The sequence below is a fragment of the Rossellomorea sedimentorum genome, assembly GCF_046237645.1.
Classification (GTDB): domain Bacteria; phylum Bacillota; class Bacilli; order Bacillales; family Bacillaceae_B; genus Rossellomorea; species Rossellomorea sedimentorum.
On record NZ_CP143546.1, the window covers coordinates 2,626,705 to 2,643,564 of the forward strand.

General features: G+C 41.7%; 20 protein-coding genes. 3 read left to right on the forward strand and 17 right to left on the reverse strand.

Annotated features, from left to right (window positions below; translation table 11 throughout):
• Nucleotides 1-117: 117 nt before the first annotated feature.
• The 7 genes from V1502_RS13010 to V1502_RS13040 form a co-directional block, all read right to left on the reverse strand.
• Entirely contained in the window at nucleotides 118-777 is a 660-nt protein-coding gene (locus V1502_RS13010; protein ID WP_409251074.1) for a 3-oxoacid CoA-transferase subunit B, read from the reverse strand.
• Complete coding sequence (locus V1502_RS13015; protein ID WP_409251075.1) at nucleotides 762-1,448, reverse strand: 3-oxoacid CoA-transferase subunit A; 687 nt, start codon at nucleotides 1,446-1,448, stop codon at nucleotides 762-764. Before V1502_RS13015 ends, V1502_RS13010 begins: the two co-directional genes overlap by 16 nt.
• A gap of 20 nt (nucleotides 1,449-1,468) precedes the next feature.
• Nucleotides 1,469-2,782 carry an aspartate aminotransferase family protein gene (locus V1502_RS13020; RefSeq protein ID WP_409251076.1) on the reverse strand — a complete coding sequence of 438 codons (1,314 nt, stop codon included), beginning with the start codon at nucleotides 2,780-2,782 and terminating at the stop codon, nucleotides 1,469-1,471.
• A 148-nt stretch (nucleotides 2,783-2,930) separates the two neighbouring features.
• Complete coding sequence (locus tag V1502_RS13025) at nucleotides 2,931-3,074, reverse strand: YjcZ family sporulation protein (RefSeq protein ID WP_409251077.1); 144 nt, start codon at nucleotides 3,072-3,074, stop codon at nucleotides 2,931-2,933.
• Nucleotides 3,075-3,317: 243 nt separating this feature from the next.
• A complete protein-coding gene (locus V1502_RS13030; protein ID WP_409251078.1) occupies nucleotides 3,318-3,614 on the reverse strand; it encodes a hypothetical protein in 297 nt (98 codons plus the stop codon).
• A 322-nt stretch (nucleotides 3,615-3,936) separates the two neighbouring features.
• Nucleotides 3,937-4,812 carry an IS3 family transposase gene (locus V1502_RS13035; RefSeq protein WP_409254347.1) on the reverse strand — a complete coding sequence of 292 codons (876 nt, stop codon included), beginning with the start codon at nucleotides 4,810-4,812 and terminating at the stop codon, nucleotides 3,937-3,939.
• Nucleotides 4,813-4,823: 11 nt separating this feature from the next.
• Nucleotides 4,824-5,117 carry a transposase gene (locus V1502_RS13040; protein WP_409251079.1) on the reverse strand — a complete coding sequence of 98 codons (294 nt, stop codon included), beginning with the start codon at nucleotides 5,115-5,117 and terminating at the stop codon, nucleotides 4,824-4,826.
• 428 nt (nucleotides 5,118-5,545) lie between these two features.
• Here V1502_RS13040 and V1502_RS13045 point away from each other — a divergent pair, with 428 nt between their 5' ends.
• On the forward strand, nucleotides 5,546-6,142 hold the full coding sequence (locus V1502_RS13045; protein WP_409251080.1) for a DUF502 domain-containing protein: 597 nt from the start codon (nucleotides 5,546-5,548) through the stop codon (nucleotides 6,140-6,142).
• A gap of 100 nt (nucleotides 6,143-6,242) precedes the next feature.
• Here the strand turns inward: V1502_RS13045 and V1502_RS13050 are convergent, their stop codons facing one another.
• The 4 genes from V1502_RS13050 to rsgA form a co-directional block, all read right to left on the reverse strand.
• A complete protein-coding gene (locus tag V1502_RS13050) occupies nucleotides 6,243-6,743 on the reverse strand; it encodes a PTS glucose transporter subunit IIA (protein WP_409251081.1) in 501 nt (166 codons plus the stop codon).
• Nucleotides 6,744-6,820: 77 nt separating this feature from the next.
• Nucleotides 6,821-7,249, reverse strand: coding sequence for a peptide-methionine (R)-S-oxide reductase MsrB (msrB, locus tag V1502_RS13055; RefSeq protein WP_409251082.1), 429 nt, complete (start codon nucleotides 7,247-7,249; stop codon nucleotides 6,821-6,823).
• The gene (msrA, locus tag V1502_RS13060) at nucleotides 7,246-7,788 is read right to left on the reverse strand and encodes a peptide-methionine (S)-S-oxide reductase MsrA (RefSeq protein WP_409251083.1); all 543 of its coding nucleotides are present in this window, start codon (nucleotides 7,786-7,788) and stop codon (nucleotides 7,246-7,248) included. The genes msrB and msrA overlap by 4 nt, the downstream gene beginning before the upstream one ends.
• Before the next feature lie 88 nt (nucleotides 7,789-7,876).
• The gene (gene rsgA / locus V1502_RS13065) at nucleotides 7,877-8,917 is read right to left on the reverse strand and encodes a ribosome small subunit-dependent GTPase A (RefSeq protein ID WP_409251084.1); all 1,041 of its coding nucleotides are present in this window, start codon (nucleotides 8,915-8,917) and stop codon (nucleotides 7,877-7,879) included.
• A 709-nt stretch (nucleotides 8,918-9,626) separates the two neighbouring features.
• On the opposite strand from rsgA, the gene V1502_RS13070 reads away from it, so the two are divergent.
• Nucleotides 9,627-10,364 carry a DUF4397 domain-containing protein gene (locus V1502_RS13070; protein ID WP_409251085.1) on the forward strand — a complete coding sequence of 246 codons (738 nt, stop codon included), beginning with the start codon at nucleotides 9,627-9,629 and terminating at the stop codon, nucleotides 10,362-10,364.
• Nucleotides 10,365-11,060: 696 nt separating this feature from the next.
• Here V1502_RS13070 and V1502_RS13075 read toward each other — a convergent pair.
• From V1502_RS13075 to V1502_RS13085, 3 genes are all read right to left on the reverse strand, one after another.
• Nucleotides 11,061-11,639 (reverse strand): YpmS family protein, encoded by a 579-nt coding sequence (locus V1502_RS13075; RefSeq protein WP_409251086.1) that lies wholly within the window; start codon nucleotides 11,637-11,639, stop codon nucleotides 11,061-11,063.
• Nucleotide 11,640: 1 nt separating this feature from the next.
• Complete coding sequence (locus V1502_RS13080) at nucleotides 11,641-12,468, reverse strand: SGNH/GDSL hydrolase family protein (RefSeq protein WP_409251087.1); 828 nt, start codon at nucleotides 12,466-12,468, stop codon at nucleotides 11,641-11,643.
• Between the two features lie 110 nt (nucleotides 12,469-12,578).
• Entirely contained in the window at nucleotides 12,579-13,547 is a 969-nt protein-coding gene (locus V1502_RS13085; RefSeq protein WP_409251088.1) for a nucleoside hydrolase, read from the reverse strand.
• 139 nt (nucleotides 13,548-13,686) lie between these two features.
• Here V1502_RS13085 and V1502_RS13090 point away from each other — a divergent pair, with 139 nt between their 5' ends.
• The gene (locus tag V1502_RS13090) at nucleotides 13,687-14,196 is read left to right on the forward strand and encodes a PCYCGC motif-containing (lipo)protein (RefSeq protein WP_409251089.1); all 510 of its coding nucleotides are present in this window, start codon (nucleotides 13,687-13,689) and stop codon (nucleotides 14,194-14,196) included.
• A gap of 176 nt (nucleotides 14,197-14,372) precedes the next feature.
• Here the strand turns inward: V1502_RS13090 and V1502_RS13095 are convergent, their stop codons facing one another.
• The 3 genes from V1502_RS13095 to V1502_RS13105 all read right to left on the reverse strand — a co-directional run bounded on the left by V1502_RS13095 (nucleotide 14,373) and on the right by V1502_RS13105 (nucleotide 16,860).
• On the reverse strand, nucleotides 14,373-15,215 hold the full coding sequence (locus V1502_RS13095; RefSeq protein WP_409251090.1) for a DegV family protein: 843 nt from the start codon (nucleotides 15,213-15,215) through the stop codon (nucleotides 14,373-14,375).
• 626 nt (nucleotides 15,216-15,841) lie between these two features.
• Entirely contained in the window at nucleotides 15,842-16,090 is a 249-nt protein-coding gene (locus V1502_RS13100; RefSeq protein WP_409251091.1) for a DUF2535 family protein, read from the reverse strand.
• A 92-nt stretch (nucleotides 16,091-16,182) separates the two neighbouring features.
• Nucleotides 16,183-16,860, reverse strand: a complete 678-nt coding sequence (locus V1502_RS13105) for an SOS response-associated peptidase (protein WP_409251092.1) — start codon at nucleotides 16,858-16,860, stop codon at nucleotides 16,183-16,185.

Here is a 16,860-nt window from a genome sequence, read left to right on the forward strand (position 1 = left end):
TAGGCAGGAATGAAAAGAGCTAATCGCCTTGTTCATTTAGACAAGCCTTGTACCCAAGGGAAAAATCCGGTCCTTTGGATTTTTCCGATAGCAACCATCTATACTAAAACCGCCATTCTAAATGAAACGAAGATTGTGAGCAGTGTCAAAATCGGCTGCCGTCTTCTTCTTGAGGTCTTCCAATGAATATGGAGAAAATATTTCAGTCAGCGTTAACCCCGATCGGTTAACTTCAAATACTCCCATTTCAGTGATAATGACATTTACACAAGTTGCCGCTGTCAATGGAAGCGAACATTGTTTCACTATCTTGCTCCTGCCATATTTATCACATTGCGCCATCACGACAATGACCTTCTTAGTCTTCATCGCCAGCTCAGTCGCTCCTCCCATGCCCGGAACCTTCTTGCCGGGGATGATCCAATTGGCAAGGTCACCATTTTCACTGACTTGGAGTGCTCCCAGAATCGTGAGGTCAAGCAGCCCCCGCCTGATGATGCTGAAAGCTGTCAAGCTGTCACAGTAGCTGCCTCCAGTCTCAAGGGTAACCGGAAAGCCTCCTGCATTGCAGAGATTGGCATCTTCTTCTCCTTCTGCCGGCGATTTTCCCATACCGAGGATCCCATTCTCTGCATGAAAGATGATATTTGGAGTACCCTTTAGGTGATTGGGAACTAATGATGGAATCCCGATACCTAAGTTCACAACCATTCCATCTGAAATTTCTTTTGCTGCTCTAGCTGCCATTTTATTTTTCTCTTCTACTCCCAAGCCCACTTCCAGTCCACCCCCTTAGACCTCACGATTTTGTCCACAAAAACGCCAGGAGTAACAATTTCTTCAGGATCCAGTTCACCCGGTTCTACAATTTCATCGGCTTCGACAATAGTGATGTCGGCCGCCATTGCTACTAATGGGTTGGTGTTACGGGCACTTTTATCATATACAAGGTTGCCAAGCTTATCGGCTTTACGAGCATAGACAATACCCACTTCTGCCGTCAGCGCCGTTTCAACCATATATCTCTTTCCTGATAGTTCTATTGTTGGTTTATTTTTGTTCAAGTAAGGGTCATCCACGCCGATATCTGTGATAATCCCTTTCAGCCCGCTGCCGCCTGCTCTTATTCTCTCTGCCAAAATCCCTTGAGGGGAAAATTCGACATTGAGTTTCCCTTCACTCATCAACCGGCCTGCGACAGGATTGCTGCCAATATGGGAAGCTATCACTTTTACCGCTCTTCCCTCAGTAATGAGCTGTCCGATTCCGATGGAGGGAAAGCCTGTATCGTTTCCTATTAGTGTAAGATCGGTGATTTCCCACTGAAGAAGGTGGCTGATAAGAGTCGGAGGTGAGCCTACCCCGCCGAAACCGCCAAACATCAACGTCATTCCGTTACGAAAAAAGGTCTTTATATCCTCATAGCTGCTGACTTTTTGTCCCCCCATTTTGCTCCCCTTCTTTCATTTTATATCTCTGAAAGAGCTGTTAAAGTTTTCTTCAACCTTACGATAAGTTCATCAAGCTCAGCCAATGTAATAGTAAGTGGCGGGGCGATCAATATAGCAGAACCGCTCCTTCCATCCAGGCCTGCGGCAGCCGGATAGAGCAGCAGCCCTTCCTTTTTAGCTTCTTCCACGATCAATGAGGTAAAAGCGGAGTCAACTGTTCTTCCGCTAACTGATCCGGAGAATTCAATGCCGAGCAGCAGGCCTCTTCCACGCACGTCCCCGATAAATCCATAATCCTTCTTCAACTCGTTAAGCTGTTTTCGCAGGTATGCCCCTTTGTCAGCCACCCCCTCAATCAATTTCTCAGATTTTATTAGTTTTAAAACAGCCAGTGCCGCTGCACTCGAGAGTGGATTTCCGCTGAAAGTGTGTCCGCTCATGATCACCTGTGAACCTTGAAGAATTGGCTCTACCACTTCTTTTGTCATAAGGGCAGCCGCAATTGGGGCATATCCTGCACTCAACCCTTTTCCAAGTGCGACAATATCTGCCTTGATCCCCCATTGTTCTATTGCTAAAAAAGTTCCCGTTCGACCGCATCCGGTCATCACCTCATCCGCAATCAGCAGGACATCATATTTGTCACAAATTTCTCTGACAATCCTGAAGTATTCTTTAGGAGCATCAATCGCTCCTCCCGCTGCCCCAATGACAGGCTCTGTGATGAACGCAGCGACATTTCCTTCGCCTATCCTCCTTATCACCGTTTCAAGCTGCCTGGCGCATTGAACATTGCATTGAGGATACGTCTTGCCGAATGGACATCTGTAACAATATGGAGGTTCGACAGCGGGCCAATCACCTACAAACGAATCAAACCGTTCCCTTCTTACCGGATGACCCGAGGCTGACAGTGCCCCGAAAGTAATTCCATGGTAGCTCAACCACCTGGATATAACCCTCCGCTTAGCCGGCTTTCCTTTTTCCTGCCAATACTGGATGGCAATCTTCACGGCCGTTTCCACAGCTTCTGAACCACTGTTGACCAAGAAACACCATTGAAGTCCTGTTTCCTGCGAAAGAAGGGCAGCAAGTTGTTCACTTGGCTCGTTCGTAAATTGTGAACGATAGACAAACGAAACCTGCTGCCCCTGTCTGTAAATAGCCTGCAATATTTCTTCAATACCATGGCCGATATTGGCCGTCACTGCGCCTGAACAGGCATCCAAATATTCAAACCCTGCCTTGTCATACAAAAAGACACCTTTTCCATAATCAATCTCAGGATAATTCCCGGAAAGCACCGGCTTGATTAAGTGAGAATGAGGCATGAAACCCCCTCCTGATCTAAGTGGAGTTCTACTCTTACTAATACTTATGTTTAATACGGCGAATCTTTCATACGGATAAAAAGTTCACGAAAAAAAGACCGATATATTATCGGCCTTTCATGGTTTCTATCCGTTTTTAATGATTATATTAATGTTTAGGGGCGTAGCACACTGCACCGATGATGATCAATAAAATAAACAACACAACAATCAACGCAAATCCGCCGTGATATCCAACACCTGCTACCGGTGCAGGGTACCCATAACAACAATCGTCATAACCGTAGTGCATTCAAATCACTCCTCATTTTTTTCTGGTTCACCATTACTGTATGTAATAAGCGCCTAATATGTTTATGTGTTTGCCTAAAATAGGCGGGAGTGTATTTGTCGCTCGGGTTGGGATTGGATGGGATTATAGTGTTCACACCACTTTATTCCTATATTGGTGAGTTACTTTACTTCTTTAATGAGAGGAATTTGGGTATGGATGGATTTTAGTAAAGGGGACTTTTGGATGTTCCTATTTATCGTCTTATAGAAAGGCTCTATAGGTCTTTAATTTTGGCTTTTCCTTTTTATCGGCCTTTAGAGAGACTCTATAGGTCTTTATTTTTGGCTTTTCCTTTTTATCGGCCTTTAGAGGGACTTTATAGGTCTTTATTTTTGACTTTTTCATTTTATCGTCCTTTAGAGAGGCTCTATAGGTCTTTAATCTTGGCTTTCTCATTTTATCGTCCTTTAGAGAGACTCTATAGGTCTTTATTTTTGGCTTTTCCTTTTTATCGGCCTTTAGAGGGACTTTATAGGTCTTTATTTTTGACTTTTTCATTTTATCGTCCTTTAGAGAGGCTCTATAGGTCTTTATTTTTGGCTTTTCCTTTTTATCGGCCTTTAGAGGGGCTCTATAGGTCTTTATTTTTGGCTTTTCCTTTTTATCGTCCTATAGAGAGGCTCTATAGGTCTTTATTTTTGACTTTCTCATTTTATCGTCCTTTAGAGAGACTCTATAGGTCTTTATTGGACTTCTGTCAAGAAAATGGACAATCCAAAAAGATATTTTTACCCCGTTAAGGCTACCGCACTTCGTTTGGTGGGCCTGAATAATGAGTGAGTCAAAATTGACTCACTCATTACTCAGGCAAATGGTACATCTAGGAGATTTTTTCTAATGAATCTTGTTGGTATTTTCTTTCAAAGTTGTTAGGGGAACTATAGCCTAACGTAGAATGCTTTCGCTTCTCATTATAACGGGCTGAGATAAAGAAATTAATGGCCTTAGCAGCCTGTCCCCTTGTGTTAAAACGGAATCGGTAGATAAGCTCCTTCTTGATGGTGGCGTGGAAGGATTCAATGCAAGCATTGTCGTATGGATTTCCTTTTCGGCTCATGCTTATTTGAATGTCTCTTTCCTTTAAACAATCGATGTAATCATTTGAACAATACTGAGATCCACGGTCGGAGTGGTGAATGAGCCCCTCGCCAGGATTCCTTGAATCTAAGGCCATTTTTAAAGCTTCCAGGGTTAGTTCCTTTTTCATTGTCTTTCCTAGGCTCCAGCCCACAAGTTTTCTTGAGAATAAGTCCATGATTGATGCCAGATAAAGCCAGCCTTCAAGTGTCCAGACATACGTAATATCAGCGACCCACACTTTGTTTGGTGTTTCAACAGTAAATTCTCGATTTACCACGTTAGGGTATAGAGGCAGAGAGTGATTAGAATCTGTTGTTACCACAAACTTCGTTTCTGGAATGGCTCTCAATCCAAGTTCTTGCATGTAACGCGCAACTGTCTTCAACGAAACCGTATAGTTCCATTCGATTAAATCATCGTGTACTCTGGGGCTACCATAAGTGCCCAAGCTTTCATGATAGGACTTACTAATTTTCTGAAGAATTTCTTTCTTGCGTTTCTCTCTGTCAGTCTCGCCCATAGCCTGTCTTTCCAGCCATTTGTAGAAGCCACTGGAGGATACATTCAATACATCACACATCTTCACTACCGTATGTTCATCTCTGTGGGCTTCAATGAATTCGAACTTTACTCGGTTTTTTTGGTGAAGATGTGCATGGCCTTTTTTAGGATTTCATTCTCCTCTTGTAAGGCTTTCATCTCTTTTTCATGTTGCTTTTTTAGCCTCTCATATTCAGAAGGCGTAACATAGTCATGGTTACTGTTCTGAGCTTGAATGTCTTTTTTGTATTTTCGTACCCATTTAGTCATTGTGGTGTAGGGGATCTCCAGCTCATAAGCTACCTCTGAGGCTTTTCTCCCTTCCTCTACGACCATTTTACATACATACTCTTTATATTCGGATGAGTAATGTTTTCCCATGTGAACACGTCCTTATAAATGATAGTTATATTCTAACTTAATACCATTTTCTTGTGTCCACTTTTTAGACTAACTTAATTATTTTTGGCTTTTCCTTTTTATCGGCCTTTAGCCAGGCTTTATAGGTCTTTAATTTTGGCTCTTTCTTTTTATCCTCCTTTAGAAAGGTGTTAAGGGTGTTTAGTTTTCCCACTTCCGTTTATGATCCTTTACTATTGCCCTAAAGGACGTAATATGTAATAAAATTTTTCATGTACTCCAGAAGTTTCAAGTTCACCAACATGTGCAGTTGCTTCAAACCGTTAGCTCCTACTCTTCCCGAAAAAACTAATTTGCTTTATACTAACCACATAGCTCTTGAGTCAAAAATCTTTTTTTCCAAGAACCAGTTAACGTATAATTATTACTGCAAATGAGGAGAACGAGAAATGAAGTACTTTTTTAAAAATTTTCTTAATGGTGTGTTGACCATTCTGCCGATTGGACTCGTGATTTATGTCGTTTACAAGCTTTTCATTTTCCTAGATGGACTGCTGGGCAATTTGCTGAAGCCTTATTTTAACGAGCATTATATTCCCGGGATCGGTTTATTACTGACGGTTGTGCTGATTACGCTGCTTGGCTGGCTGTCCACTAAATTTATTACTGGTTCAGTCATAAGGCTTCTTGATTATATTTTAACTAAGATTCCCTTGGTCAAGACCCTTTACAGTATCATCAAGGATACAGTCCACTCGTTCATCGGCGAGAAGAAATCCTTCTCAAAGGTCGCATTGGTTACTTTACCAGGAACGGGAATGAAATCACTGGGATTCATTACTTCCGAACAGCTGGAACAATTCCACAGCCCGCTTGACAGGTATGTCGCCGTCTATATACCACAAACATTCCAGGTTGCCGGCTTTACCTTTTTGGTTCCGAAAGATGAAATTGAAATCATAAATGTGAGCCCAGAGGATGCGATGAAATTCATTTTATCCGGTGGGATGACTTCTTCGAAAAGGCAAGAAAAAGTTCAGCATTGACAGTCACCCCTGATTTCCCAGCGCGTTTTTAAACTCGCTCCCTTATCCATGAACGGGTCATCTTAAATAAAAAAAAGAGCTGATCATTCAGCTCTTTTCTTTATTTCACAGCAATGGTCATCACATGATTTTGTCCAGCGGTTACTGCTCCTGCTTCTTCTTTTTCAATTTCTCCAAAGTCATCTCCATTTGTCAGGATGACAGGGGTGATGGTACTTTTTGCCTTTTCTTTTACAAGGTCCATATCAAATGTCACAAGAGGGTCTCCTACCTTTACTTTCTTCCCTTCCGAGACGTGGGCTTCAAAACCTTCCCCGTTCATCGACACCGTTTCCAATCCAATATGAATTAAGATTTCCGCACCGTTTTTGGCTTTGATTCCAACAGCGTGCTTAGTTGGGAAGACTTGGATGATTTCCCCATCTACAGGAGAAACAACTTTACCTTCAGCCGGGTCAATGGCAATTCCATCTCCCATCATTTTTTGTGAGAAAACCGGATCCGGTACCTCTTCAAGGTTCAACATTTTTCCTGTTAGCGGTGAATGGACGTTAATTGAACTCGGTGCTTCTTCTTTTTTACCAAATAGTTTTTTTAACATTCTAATCAGCCTTTCTTCCTACTAAATTTAGTCAATGATCGTGTGTAAGCATGAAAAAATGTCCTGCTCTCACATTCTTAATCAAAAAGTTTATTATATTCTCCATATCCTTCTTTTTCAAGGTTTTCCTTAGGAATGAATTTTAATGCCGCTGAATTAATACAGTATCTGAGCTTTGTCGGACCGGGTCCATCATCGAAGACATGCCCCAAGTGAGAATCGCCGGACTTGCTTCTGACTTCCTTTCTCACCATGAAATGGCTGTAATCCATCTTCTCTTCGATCTCCTGCTCAGTGATTGGTTTTGTAAAGCTCGGCCAGCCGCAGCCTGCATCGTACTTATCTTTGCTGCTGAATAAAGGCTTTCCTGAAACGACGTCAACATAAATTCCATCGCCGAATTCATCCCAATATTCATTTTTAAAGGGTGGTTCGGTACCATTATTTTGTGTTACTTCATATTGGATCGGCGTCAGTTCTTTTTTCAGGTCTTCTTTTTTCTTCACTGCTGCTCCCCCCAATGCTTTTGGATGAATCCTTTTCTTCCTGAACCAATACTATACCTTTGGTAGTGAGAAGGGTTCTTTTTATAGTACTGCTGATGATAGTCTTCGGCTTCATAAAACTCTTTTGCCGGCAGGATCTTGGTCACGATCGATTTCGAAAACTTTCCGCTCTTCTCCAGGTCATGTTTCGATTTTTCAGCGGCGGTCCGCTGTTCTTCATCATGATAAAAAATAGCGGTGGTATAAGACTCCCCCCTGTCAAAAAACTGTCCGCCAGGATCGGTGGGATCTATTTGCTGCCAGTATAGTTCAAGCAATTTCTCGTATGGAAACTGTTCCGGATCGTAGGTAATCTGCACAGCCTCATAGTGACCGGTCGTTTCAGTACAAACTTCACGATAAGTCGGATTATCCTTGTGGCCGCCGGTGTAGCCTGAAACCACCTTCATTATGCCCGGCATTTCCTCGAACGGCTGGACCATGCACCAAAAGCAGCCCCCAGCAAAGGTCGCTTTCCGGGTCACAGGAGTTCCCTTCATCACTCTCATCCTTTCTTGGTTCTCGATAACAATATTCCCTATATTGCATAATTCTAACGTTATTTTGAGGAGAGGTAAAAGAATTAGATTAGCTGCGGTTGACCCGATTCTTCCCGATTTTCTTCCATTTTTTTCTTTCCAGCGATTGCAGCCGTTTGTCCGCTCTTCTTTTAGAGTATTCAATTTCCTTTAACAGCTTCTGATAGCTCCTGTATCTTTCTTCTGATAGAAATCCTTGATGGATTGCATTTTTTATCCCGCAATGCGGTTCCTCTTCATGCTGGCAATCTCGAAACCGGCAATGTTCTGCATATTCTTCTATATCCTTGAATTGCATGGAAATCCCTTCATCGCCTTCCCACATTTGCAGTTCTCTCATTCCCGGGGTATCGATGATGAACGCTCCATTATCGAGCAGGAACATTTCTCTGTAAGTAGTCGTATGTTGACCCTTGCTGTCTTTCTCTCTAATTTCCTGTACAGCCTGGAGGCTTTCTCCTATTAAACTGTTTAGCAACGTGGATTTGCCTACACCGGATGAGCCTACCAATGCAACGGTCTTCCCATTTGATAAATAAGAATGGAGCTGATCCAGCCCACTATGTTCAAGCGAAGACACTGGCAAAACCGGAACACCCATTGCAATGGCCTCCACTTCTGATATTCTTTCTTGAAGGTTTTCACATAAGTCCATTTTGCTCAGGATAATGACAGGACTGGCACCGCTCTCCCAGCATAGGAGCAGATATCTTTCGAGCCTGTTCAGGTTGAGGTCGCCGTTCAAGGATGAAACAATGAATAAATAATCTATATTGGCAGCGATTATTTGCTCTTCTGCTTCATCACCAGCTTTCTTCCTGGAAAATTTACTGCTTCGCGGCAGCACCTTTTCAATCATGGCCTGTTCATGATCGAAAGACTTAAATGCCACCCAATCTCCCACCGCCGGCAACTCTTCAGTCGTTTGTGCATGATAATAAAACCTTCCCGTCAATTTTGCTTGGAATTCGCCTTTAAGCGATATGAGTGTGTATACTCCTTTTTGCTGGGACATTACTCTTCCAACAGTAAGAGTCGTATCTTTCAATTGATTAATTTTTTCTTGGAAAATTATTTGTAATTGATTCAAACTGTTTCCTCCTAATAATATCCGGCAACCGGATTAATGTACGCAAAAAAACCATGGCGTCCGACACGGCCATGGCTCCACATGCATACCAAAGAAAACAGTTTTGTTCCTAGAACACAAACTGGTTAAAAAGATATATCCGCACATAGAAAACAGGCCGTGTCATTCATTTCAGCTACAATATACAAAGTAGATTTACTCATAACACATCACCTGCTTTCTTATTTGTTACTATTATTATGGCTCATTTTACCAATATTGGCAATAGTGAATTTAAATTTGTATCCATTCAGCCCTGGCTGAGTACTTATCACGTTTCCCTGGCATGTGCATGGAGGACTCACACGGGAGGAGGACTGGTCATAAATGGTATGTTTTTAATTGCCATTTTTATATCACTCTTCAACGCTGGACATTAAAAATACATCCTTGGTAATATGCATTCTTCAAAAATGGCTGTATTCGTATAGATTGTTGTCTACGGAAGAATCCAAATGTCCGGATTTCCCCATGGTGTACAAGGGCTTGTCTAACTGCTCTTTTCTTCCTTGCTTACCAGGGTAAGTTCTGTGAATTTTGGCTATATCTCTTGAACTTCATAGTAAATAGCAGCAAAGTTTTTAAAAAACCCTTAAAAATAGGTATTTTCACCAACCCACTCCCTTCAGCATAGTGTATTGAAGTAAATTGAAATATAGGAGAGAGATGTATGACGCACAAAGAAGCCTACCTTCAAAAAGCTGCTATGTATGATTTGTTATCCATGTATTATAAATATTCCGACCCGAGACTTCATATACATTACTACCATAAACATTTAAAGTACATGCATAAAGGCATCCATAGTATGAGGAACCAGCAGCCAGGTGCGCCGGCCCAGGTCAGAGTCCTTCATGCGGTACCGGACGCACCGAATGTAGATATTTATGTAAATAGCAAAAAAGTGTTGAGCAATATAGCTTTCAAGGACATTAGCGGATTCATGTCATTGCCGGCCGGCAGGTACCATATCGATGTCTATCCTGCTGGTACGAGTGTAAGCACGGTCATCAGCAAAAGAGTCACCGTTGAGGCAGGTAAGATCTATACCCTAGCGGCCGCAGGGAAAGGCAGCAAGCTGCAATTGCTCCCTTTTGTAACTGATCCATTCGTACCATCAGGTGAGACCAAGGTAAGGTTCATCCATCTGTCACCGGATGCTCCTGCGGTAGACATTGCTGTAAAAAAAGGCGATGTAATTTTCCCTAAAGTTGCTTTTAAGCAGGCTACAGATTACCTCGGCCTAACACCAATGACCGTGAACCTTGAAGCAAGAGCTGCCGGCACAAAGGATGTGGTTTTGGCTGTCCCGAATGTCACCTTAAAACCAAATCAGGCATATACCATCTTTGCTGTCGGCTTGCTGGATGGAACCCCGGAACTCGAAGTCCTTCTGGTCAAAGGCTGATTATCGTGAACAAAAAACTGTCCTGTGATGTGTCTGAGCAGACAATCACAGGACAGTTTTTATTTGAGATGATTATGCCTTATAAAACCTTTAAAAGACCTATTTGTTTTCACTTTTGTTATTAGGGTGCTTCATGAACATTTTATAAGACCATTTTGCCTTCGTTTTTACGGTTAGGGTGTCTCATAAACGCTTCATAAGGCCATATTGCCCTCGTTTTTGTGATTAGGGTGCCTCATGAACGCTTTATAAGACCATTTTGCCCTCGGTTTTGCGATTAGGGTGTCTCTTGGACGCTTCATAACACCATTTTGCCCTCATTTTTACGGTTAGGGTGTCTCATAAACGCTTCATAAGGCCATATTGCCCTCGTTTTTGTGATTAGGGTGCCTCATGGACGCTTCATAACACCATTTTGCCTTCGATTTTGCGGTTAGGGTGCCTCATGAACGCTTTATAAGACCATTTTGCCTTCGATTTTGCGATTAGGGTGCCTCATGAACGCTTCATAAGACCATTTTGCCTTCGGTTTTGTGATTAGGGTGCCTCATGAACGCTTTATAAGACCATTTTGCCCTCGGTCTTGCGATTAGGGCGCTTCATTAGACCATTTTGCCTTCGATTTTGCGGTTAGGGTGTCTCATAAATTGATCATAAGGCCTTCTAAACATCTTTTTTGCAGTTAAGATACCTTTATCAATCCACCGGCACCAGCATGTTGAAGACTATATCATCATTTTTCAAGTCGAACTTTTCTGCCCTGACTTGTAAATCACTCTTCATTTCAAGGTTTTGCAGTGATACATAAATCAATTCATCATTTGGCTGGATTTTGACCCATTCTGGAAAATTGTATGAATCTCTGATAATTTTCAACACATGCGAAACCGGCAGTTTTAACGCCCCTACTGAGATGGAATTTTGTTTCAGGAGCAGGTCGCCATTTTCAAGAGCCTTTGCTTCAAAGGTCATCTTGAAATTAATTTCACTGGTGAACACTGGTACAGATCCGTTGAGTTCCACATTGTCATTCAACACCACGGAATAATCCACCGGACCCTTTAACCCTTCCTCCTGAATATAGTGGGCTATCATTTGATTTAGATCGCTTTTTGCCGCTCTTATTTGAAATGCGACATTCTCTCTCTCTACCAGGTTACTTTGAGACAGGTCATCATCTTCTATCGGAATCATCAACAAAACGGCAGCAAACAGGATCACCAAAATGTTAAGCCCCAGAAGAGTAAAAAAGCCTGCCTTCCATTTATTTCTCATATTACAGCCCCTCTTCCCTGACAATGAATTCATTTTGAGTCAGCTCTGCTAACGTTTCCCGTTCTGTTAATTCCTCAAACATTCTATTTGCCATTAACTCATACCCATGATCGTTTGGATGAAAGTAGTCTTCTTCAAAAAGGAGGCTCTCCTTCCCATCCATAAATATATCATTGATTGTAATGAAGGCAGTTCTCTCATACCCTGTCAGTATGTCTTTACTCAACCTGTTCCAATTTACAATAATTTCATCAACTTCTCTAATCTCGGAAAACCAAGTGTTAAACGGATTATAAATCCCGATTAAGACGATTCCGGTGTCGGGATTATAAGATCGGATGAGCTCCAAGATTTCATGAAGGCGGTCACCGTATTCAATCATTTCATTATTGAAGACAGCAAGGTTTAAATCATATATGTTTTCCTTGAACACTTTCATGACATCGTTGCCGCCGATCGTGATGAATACCAGATCCGATTCAGCAATGGCTCCTTTAATGTCATCAGATTTTAGCCGCTTCACTAACTGATCAGTCCGATTGCCTTTAACACCAAAGTTAGAAAACTGTGCATCCTTGACTGAAGCCAGGCCTTCAAGACTTTCCTGAAGATAAGGAACATAACCGCCGCTCTTTGTACTGTCACCGACTCCTTGTGTCAATGAATCCCCGATGGAAACAATTTTTATTGTCTTAGGAATAAAATCAGCAGGCGGCTGTTCTTTTTCCACCAAAGTATGGGTGACTTTTTGATGTGTGACCATACCTGAACTGGAACAACCGGAAATGAGCAATAGGATTAAAAAGAGAGAGAAGAGTATATATTTCATAATATTTATCTCCTCTCATTTTTTAATAACATTATATCATGAGAGTTTCTTGAAGTCCGATTTTTCCACTTTCGGGTTTTTTTTCAACAGGAGAGGTCCCGGTATAATTTTTAACGATTAGGAGGATTTTTAAACGCATTGTAAACGTCTTCTATAAATTTACGATAATTAAAATTCACGGCTACATTGTGTAAATTCCAATTCTCTTTCTCAGTGGTTTCCCTGAAGTCGCCGGAGCTTTGCCCGAACGTGTTCCCTGTATTCACTTCAATATTAACCGGAACTTGAACATATTCTATCCCTGCATCTGGCTTCAACGCCCACATGGCAAGCAGATCATGTAAGGGACTTCCGGGTATGGCAGGATACGTTTTCTTATAAAACTGTTGATAGTAATCCACCAAGGGTTTGATGATCGCCCCGACTTTATCACCCGTTTGCTTGAAATACAAATCAAGATCATTGATCATTTCCGGTGTGAAGATGGCATACTTGGTTACATCCAGGGGGATTAGGTAAGCTGGTTTCGGAGACAATTTTAAAACGATATTAGCTGCATATGGATCTCCATAAATATTAGCCTCGGCTACAGGAGTGATATTCCCAGGCACCCCAAAGGCTCCTCCCATTATATAGATATCCTTTACCAGCTTCATTGTTTCCGGATAGAGGATGAATGCCGTAGCCAATGAAGTCATCCTCCCGGCACTGTAAATCGTGATATCATGCTGATATTTAGTGATCATTTCCCTTACTTCAAAAAAGTTCTCCATTAAAGTACCGTCTATTGCATGGTTATCTGGAATAATTGGTCCTAACCCTGCAATTCCGTGAATCTCAGGAAAATACTGCGGGAGTTCTCCTGTAAGAGGGGAAACCGCTCCACCTATAACCGGCCTCGTCGTTCCCGTTAAGTTTTGGAGAAACTTCACATTCTTTAGTGCTGTTTGTTTAGAAACATTACCATAATCAGCGACAATTCCGACTATCTCAATTTCTTCAGTGTAAAAAGCATAAAGAACAGCGATTACATCATCCACTCCAAAATCAGAAAAAAGCAGCACCTTTTTCTTTGCCACACAGCAGCACCCCTGACCTAAAATAGTCCTGACTCTTTTTTCAGTCAACCTTGACAAATTATTAACGATTTGACACTTTTATACCGAGAAAACTCTAAACCTGTTATGATACAAGCATTAAATAGAGGAAGTGATACGTATGCGAAAAGGGATAGCTTTATATATTGTTAGTCTGGCAGTACTGATGTTATTCATAGCAGGCTGCAGTTCTAATGAAGAAAATAACGCCGCTCATTCAACAGACGAACATGGACATCAACATGAACAACGCTCTAATGGCGATATCAGGGAAGAAACAGCCGGCCCTGACCTCCTCCCTTCCTTCCTGGATGATAAGGACGAAAATATACAACTTGTATACGCCTCTACTGCACAGTATCCGGATTTGCTGGAATACATCCCCTGCTATTGCGGCTGTGGCGAGTCAGCAGGGCATATGAGCAACTTAAACTGTTTTGTGCATGAAATAAGAGACGGTAAGGTCACGTGGGATGACCATGGGACAAAGTGCTTGGCCTGTTTGGAAATTGCTGCAGAATCGATTATGATGTATGAACAAGGGGAATCAATAAAAGATATCAGAAATTATATTGATGAGAAATATAAAGAAGGTTACGCAAAGCCGACGCCGACTCCAATGCCTTCTTAATTCAAGAATGTTTTGCTTTTAAGGAAAATCAATGGCCGGTATTTTTTCTTATGTACCAGGGCTTTCCTCTCTGAATAGAGTAAGAGCCTTCCGTTCTTGCTTGAAATCAGCAGCAAACTATAGAAGAGAGCCTAATAAAAATAGGAAGATTCCATTATGGAACCTTCCTTTTTCATCTATTCAGCATAGTACATAAACCCAATTGTTCCAGGTCCTGTATGAGTACTGATGACTGGCGTCGTATCCACTATATCGATCTTATCATAGCCTGTTAATTCTATGATCCTGCTCTTTAATTTCTGAGCAAGCTCAAATCCATCAGCATGGACGAGCCCCACACCTTGAATGTTTTTCCCTTTCACGTGCTCTACAAATTCCGCAGCCAGATATTTAACCACTTGTGAATGACTCCTCACTTTGGTGACAGGTGTATATTCTCCACCTTCTAATGAAGCAATCGGCTTAATATTCAAGAGGGAACCGATTAAGGCTCTTCCCTTTCCGATCCTGCCGCCCTTCACAAGATTTTCCAATGTGTCTACAACCACAAAGAGGTTTGTTGCATTTTTTATTTCCTCAACTCTCTCCAAAATTTCTTCAGGGCTTTTTCCTGCAGCCGCCATCTCAGCGGCTTCGATCACCTGGAAGGAAAGGGCTTTTGAAATAAAGCGGGAGTCGACCACTCTCACGTCTGAAGAACTCATTTCTGCAGCACTTTCAGCCGAGCGGACCGTACCGCTCATGCCTCCTGTCATATGTATTGAAATGACCGTGCTTCCATCGCTCCCCAATTCATCATATAATTTGGCAAACTCCCCTGCAGGAGGCTGTGAACTTTTAGGAAGCTCCTTGGACTCCTTCATTTTTTTCATAAACTCTTGGGGAGTAATGTCCACCCGGTCAAGGAAAGTTTCCCCTTCAAAAGAAATAGATAGTGGCACAACGTGGATACCGTATTTTTTAATTTCCTCATCTGAAAGGTCAATCGTCGAGTCTGTTACAATTTTAACTTCTGTCATTTTCACACATCCTTGTTTCACATATGCTTGTATTATACCTTGTTATGCAACCGTTTTAAAATGTTTTCAGATATAGAGTTGTTAATTTTAGCAATTGTAGTAATCAAAGTTGTTTTTGAGGCAGGTTTTGTTTGAAGTGTGTGTTGATTTCCACTCCAAAATGCATTTTCTTTTAACTTATTTATTCGACCATACACATTGATTTTCAGGTTATTTCTTTTTTGGGATGTTCAATAAATGTCAATCTTCCGGCAGTTCGTGCAGGATTTCCGTTCTATTATCATTCACACTTGAATGAAAACGAAGGAACGGGCATAGAAAATACCACGTATATCAAGTGATGAACATTCTCGCAAAAAAATCTTCAATCACTATTTTCACACTTCTTCCATTATTTAAACCTGCAATATTTACAACTCATTGCTTCCAAAGATTTGTTTGCCAAGAAAAAAAGCGAACTTTCTATAATTTTGCTCCAAGGGCTTTGGGACTTTCCAGTGGTTATGTAACCTTGTTCGCTGATGCTAGACGGGGATAACCTTTTAAAATCTTAGCCATAGAGAGGTTTTCCGAAGCAATAAAAAAGAAGCATCAGTAGTGAACTGCGCTTCCGATTCAAAGATAATCTAAGCATTATTTTTCAATTCTACGGTATGATAGATACTTTGATATTCCGGCCACTTCAGATGCCTCTTTAAATAATCGCGGAAACTGAAGACTTTTTTCCTTGGTGCACGGTATATTTCCGAGATATACATCTGAAGCCGCAAATTGATCTTGAAGTAGAGCGGGTTATCCTGGGTCAAAACCGGAATGTCTGAAATCGTGACCTTCTGTCCATAACAATTTTTGAACTCAAGGCTTTTTAGTAACAAAATATCAATCCTCTTTTTCACCCGTTTGTAATTATATTATACCTTATTTTCTGAAAGAATTGTTTAAATGTTCTTTCATTTCTCCATTTTTCTTATGACAAATTCTCTAAGGATTCTACACAGGCTTCAAAATCATTGCGGGGAGAATTGACCTCCTGTGATACTCTGTATTTTGTCATTAAGTCCGCAGGAAAGGGTTTCAATAAGTCCCTGACATCATTAAATTCAAACTCGCTGGTTGAAAGCCACTTGTTGATGTTTTCCTCCCCTTTAAGGATGACTGGCATCCTGTCGTGGACTGGAGAGACAAGCTCATTCGCATCGGTTGTAATGATTGTAGATGAAACCACGACGGACCCTCCGCTATCCTGTTTGTCCCACAGCCCGGCGAATGCAAACGGTTCTTTATCCTTCAACATAAAACGGTATGGCTGTTTCTTTCCATCCTTTCTCTCCCACTCGAAGAAGCTGTCTGCCAGAATGGCCGTTCTCCTTTTATTTAGGAGGTGCTTGAAGCTCGCCTTTTCTTCCAGGGATTCGCTTCTTGCATTAATAAGGGGTTTCCATTTCCGCGGATCCTTCACCCAAAAAGGCACCAATCCCCATTGAATGGGTCCCGCTCTTCTCTTGCCTTTATTTGCAATGACCGAGAACACCATTTGAGACGGGGCAACGTTAAAACGCGGCCCCCATTCATCCACTACTTCATCGATAAGGAACTGCTCCATCAACTCTTCATAGGGTGTTGTTAAAGTATACCTTCCGCACAT

Excerpts from the sequence above, each read along its gene's own strand:
- V1502_RS13030 (WP_409251078.1), bottom strand. The coding sequence starts at position 3,614 with ATGAAAAAGTCAAAAATAAAGACCTATAAAGTCCCTCTAAAGGCCGAT.
- V1502_RS13080 (WP_409251087.1), bottom strand. The coding sequence starts at position 12,468 with ATGAAATATATACTCTTCTCTCTCTTTTTAATCCTATTGCTCATTTCC.
- V1502_RS13015 (WP_409251075.1), bottom strand. The coding sequence starts at position 1,448 with ATGGGGGGACAAAAAGTCAGCAGCTATGAGGATATAAAGACCTTTTTT.
- V1502_RS13090 (WP_409251089.1), top strand. The coding sequence starts at position 13,687 with ATGCGAAAAGGGATAGCTTTATATATTGTTAGTCTGGCAGTACTGATG.
- V1502_RS13025 (WP_409251077.1), bottom strand. The coding sequence starts at position 3,074 with ATGCACTACGGTTATGACGATTGTTGTTATGGGTACCCTGCACCGGTA.
- V1502_RS13050 (WP_409251081.1), bottom strand. The coding sequence starts at position 6,743 with ATGTTAAAAAAACTATTTGGTAAAAAAGAAGAAGCACCGAGTTCAATT.
- msrA (WP_409251083.1), bottom strand. The coding sequence starts at position 7,788 with ATGAAGGGAACTCCTGTGACCCGGAAAGCGACCTTTGCTGGGGGCTGC.
- V1502_RS13040 (WP_409251079.1), bottom strand. The coding sequence starts at position 5,117 with ATGGGAAAACATTACTCATCCGAATATAAAGAGTATGTATGTAAAATG.
- V1502_RS13075 (WP_409251086.1), bottom strand. The coding sequence starts at position 11,639 with ATGAGAAATAAATGGAAGGCAGGCTTTTTTACTCTTCTGGGGCTTAAC.
- V1502_RS13045 (WP_409251080.1), top strand. The coding sequence starts at position 5,546 with ATGAAGTACTTTTTTAAAAATTTTCTTAATGGTGTGTTGACCATTCTG.
- V1502_RS13105 (WP_409251092.1), bottom strand. The coding sequence starts at position 16,860 with ATGTGCGGAAGGTATACTTTAACAACACCCTATGAAGAGTTGATGGAG.
- V1502_RS13070 (WP_409251085.1), top strand. The coding sequence starts at position 9,627 with ATGACGCACAAAGAAGCCTACCTTCAAAAAGCTGCTATGTATGATTTG.
- V1502_RS13020 (WP_409251076.1), bottom strand. The coding sequence starts at position 2,782 with ATGCCTCATTCTCACTTAATCAAGCCGGTGCTTTCCGGGAATTATCCT.
- V1502_RS13095 (WP_409251090.1), bottom strand. The coding sequence starts at position 15,215 with ATGACAGAAGTTAAAATTGTAACAGACTCGACGATTGACCTTTCAGAT.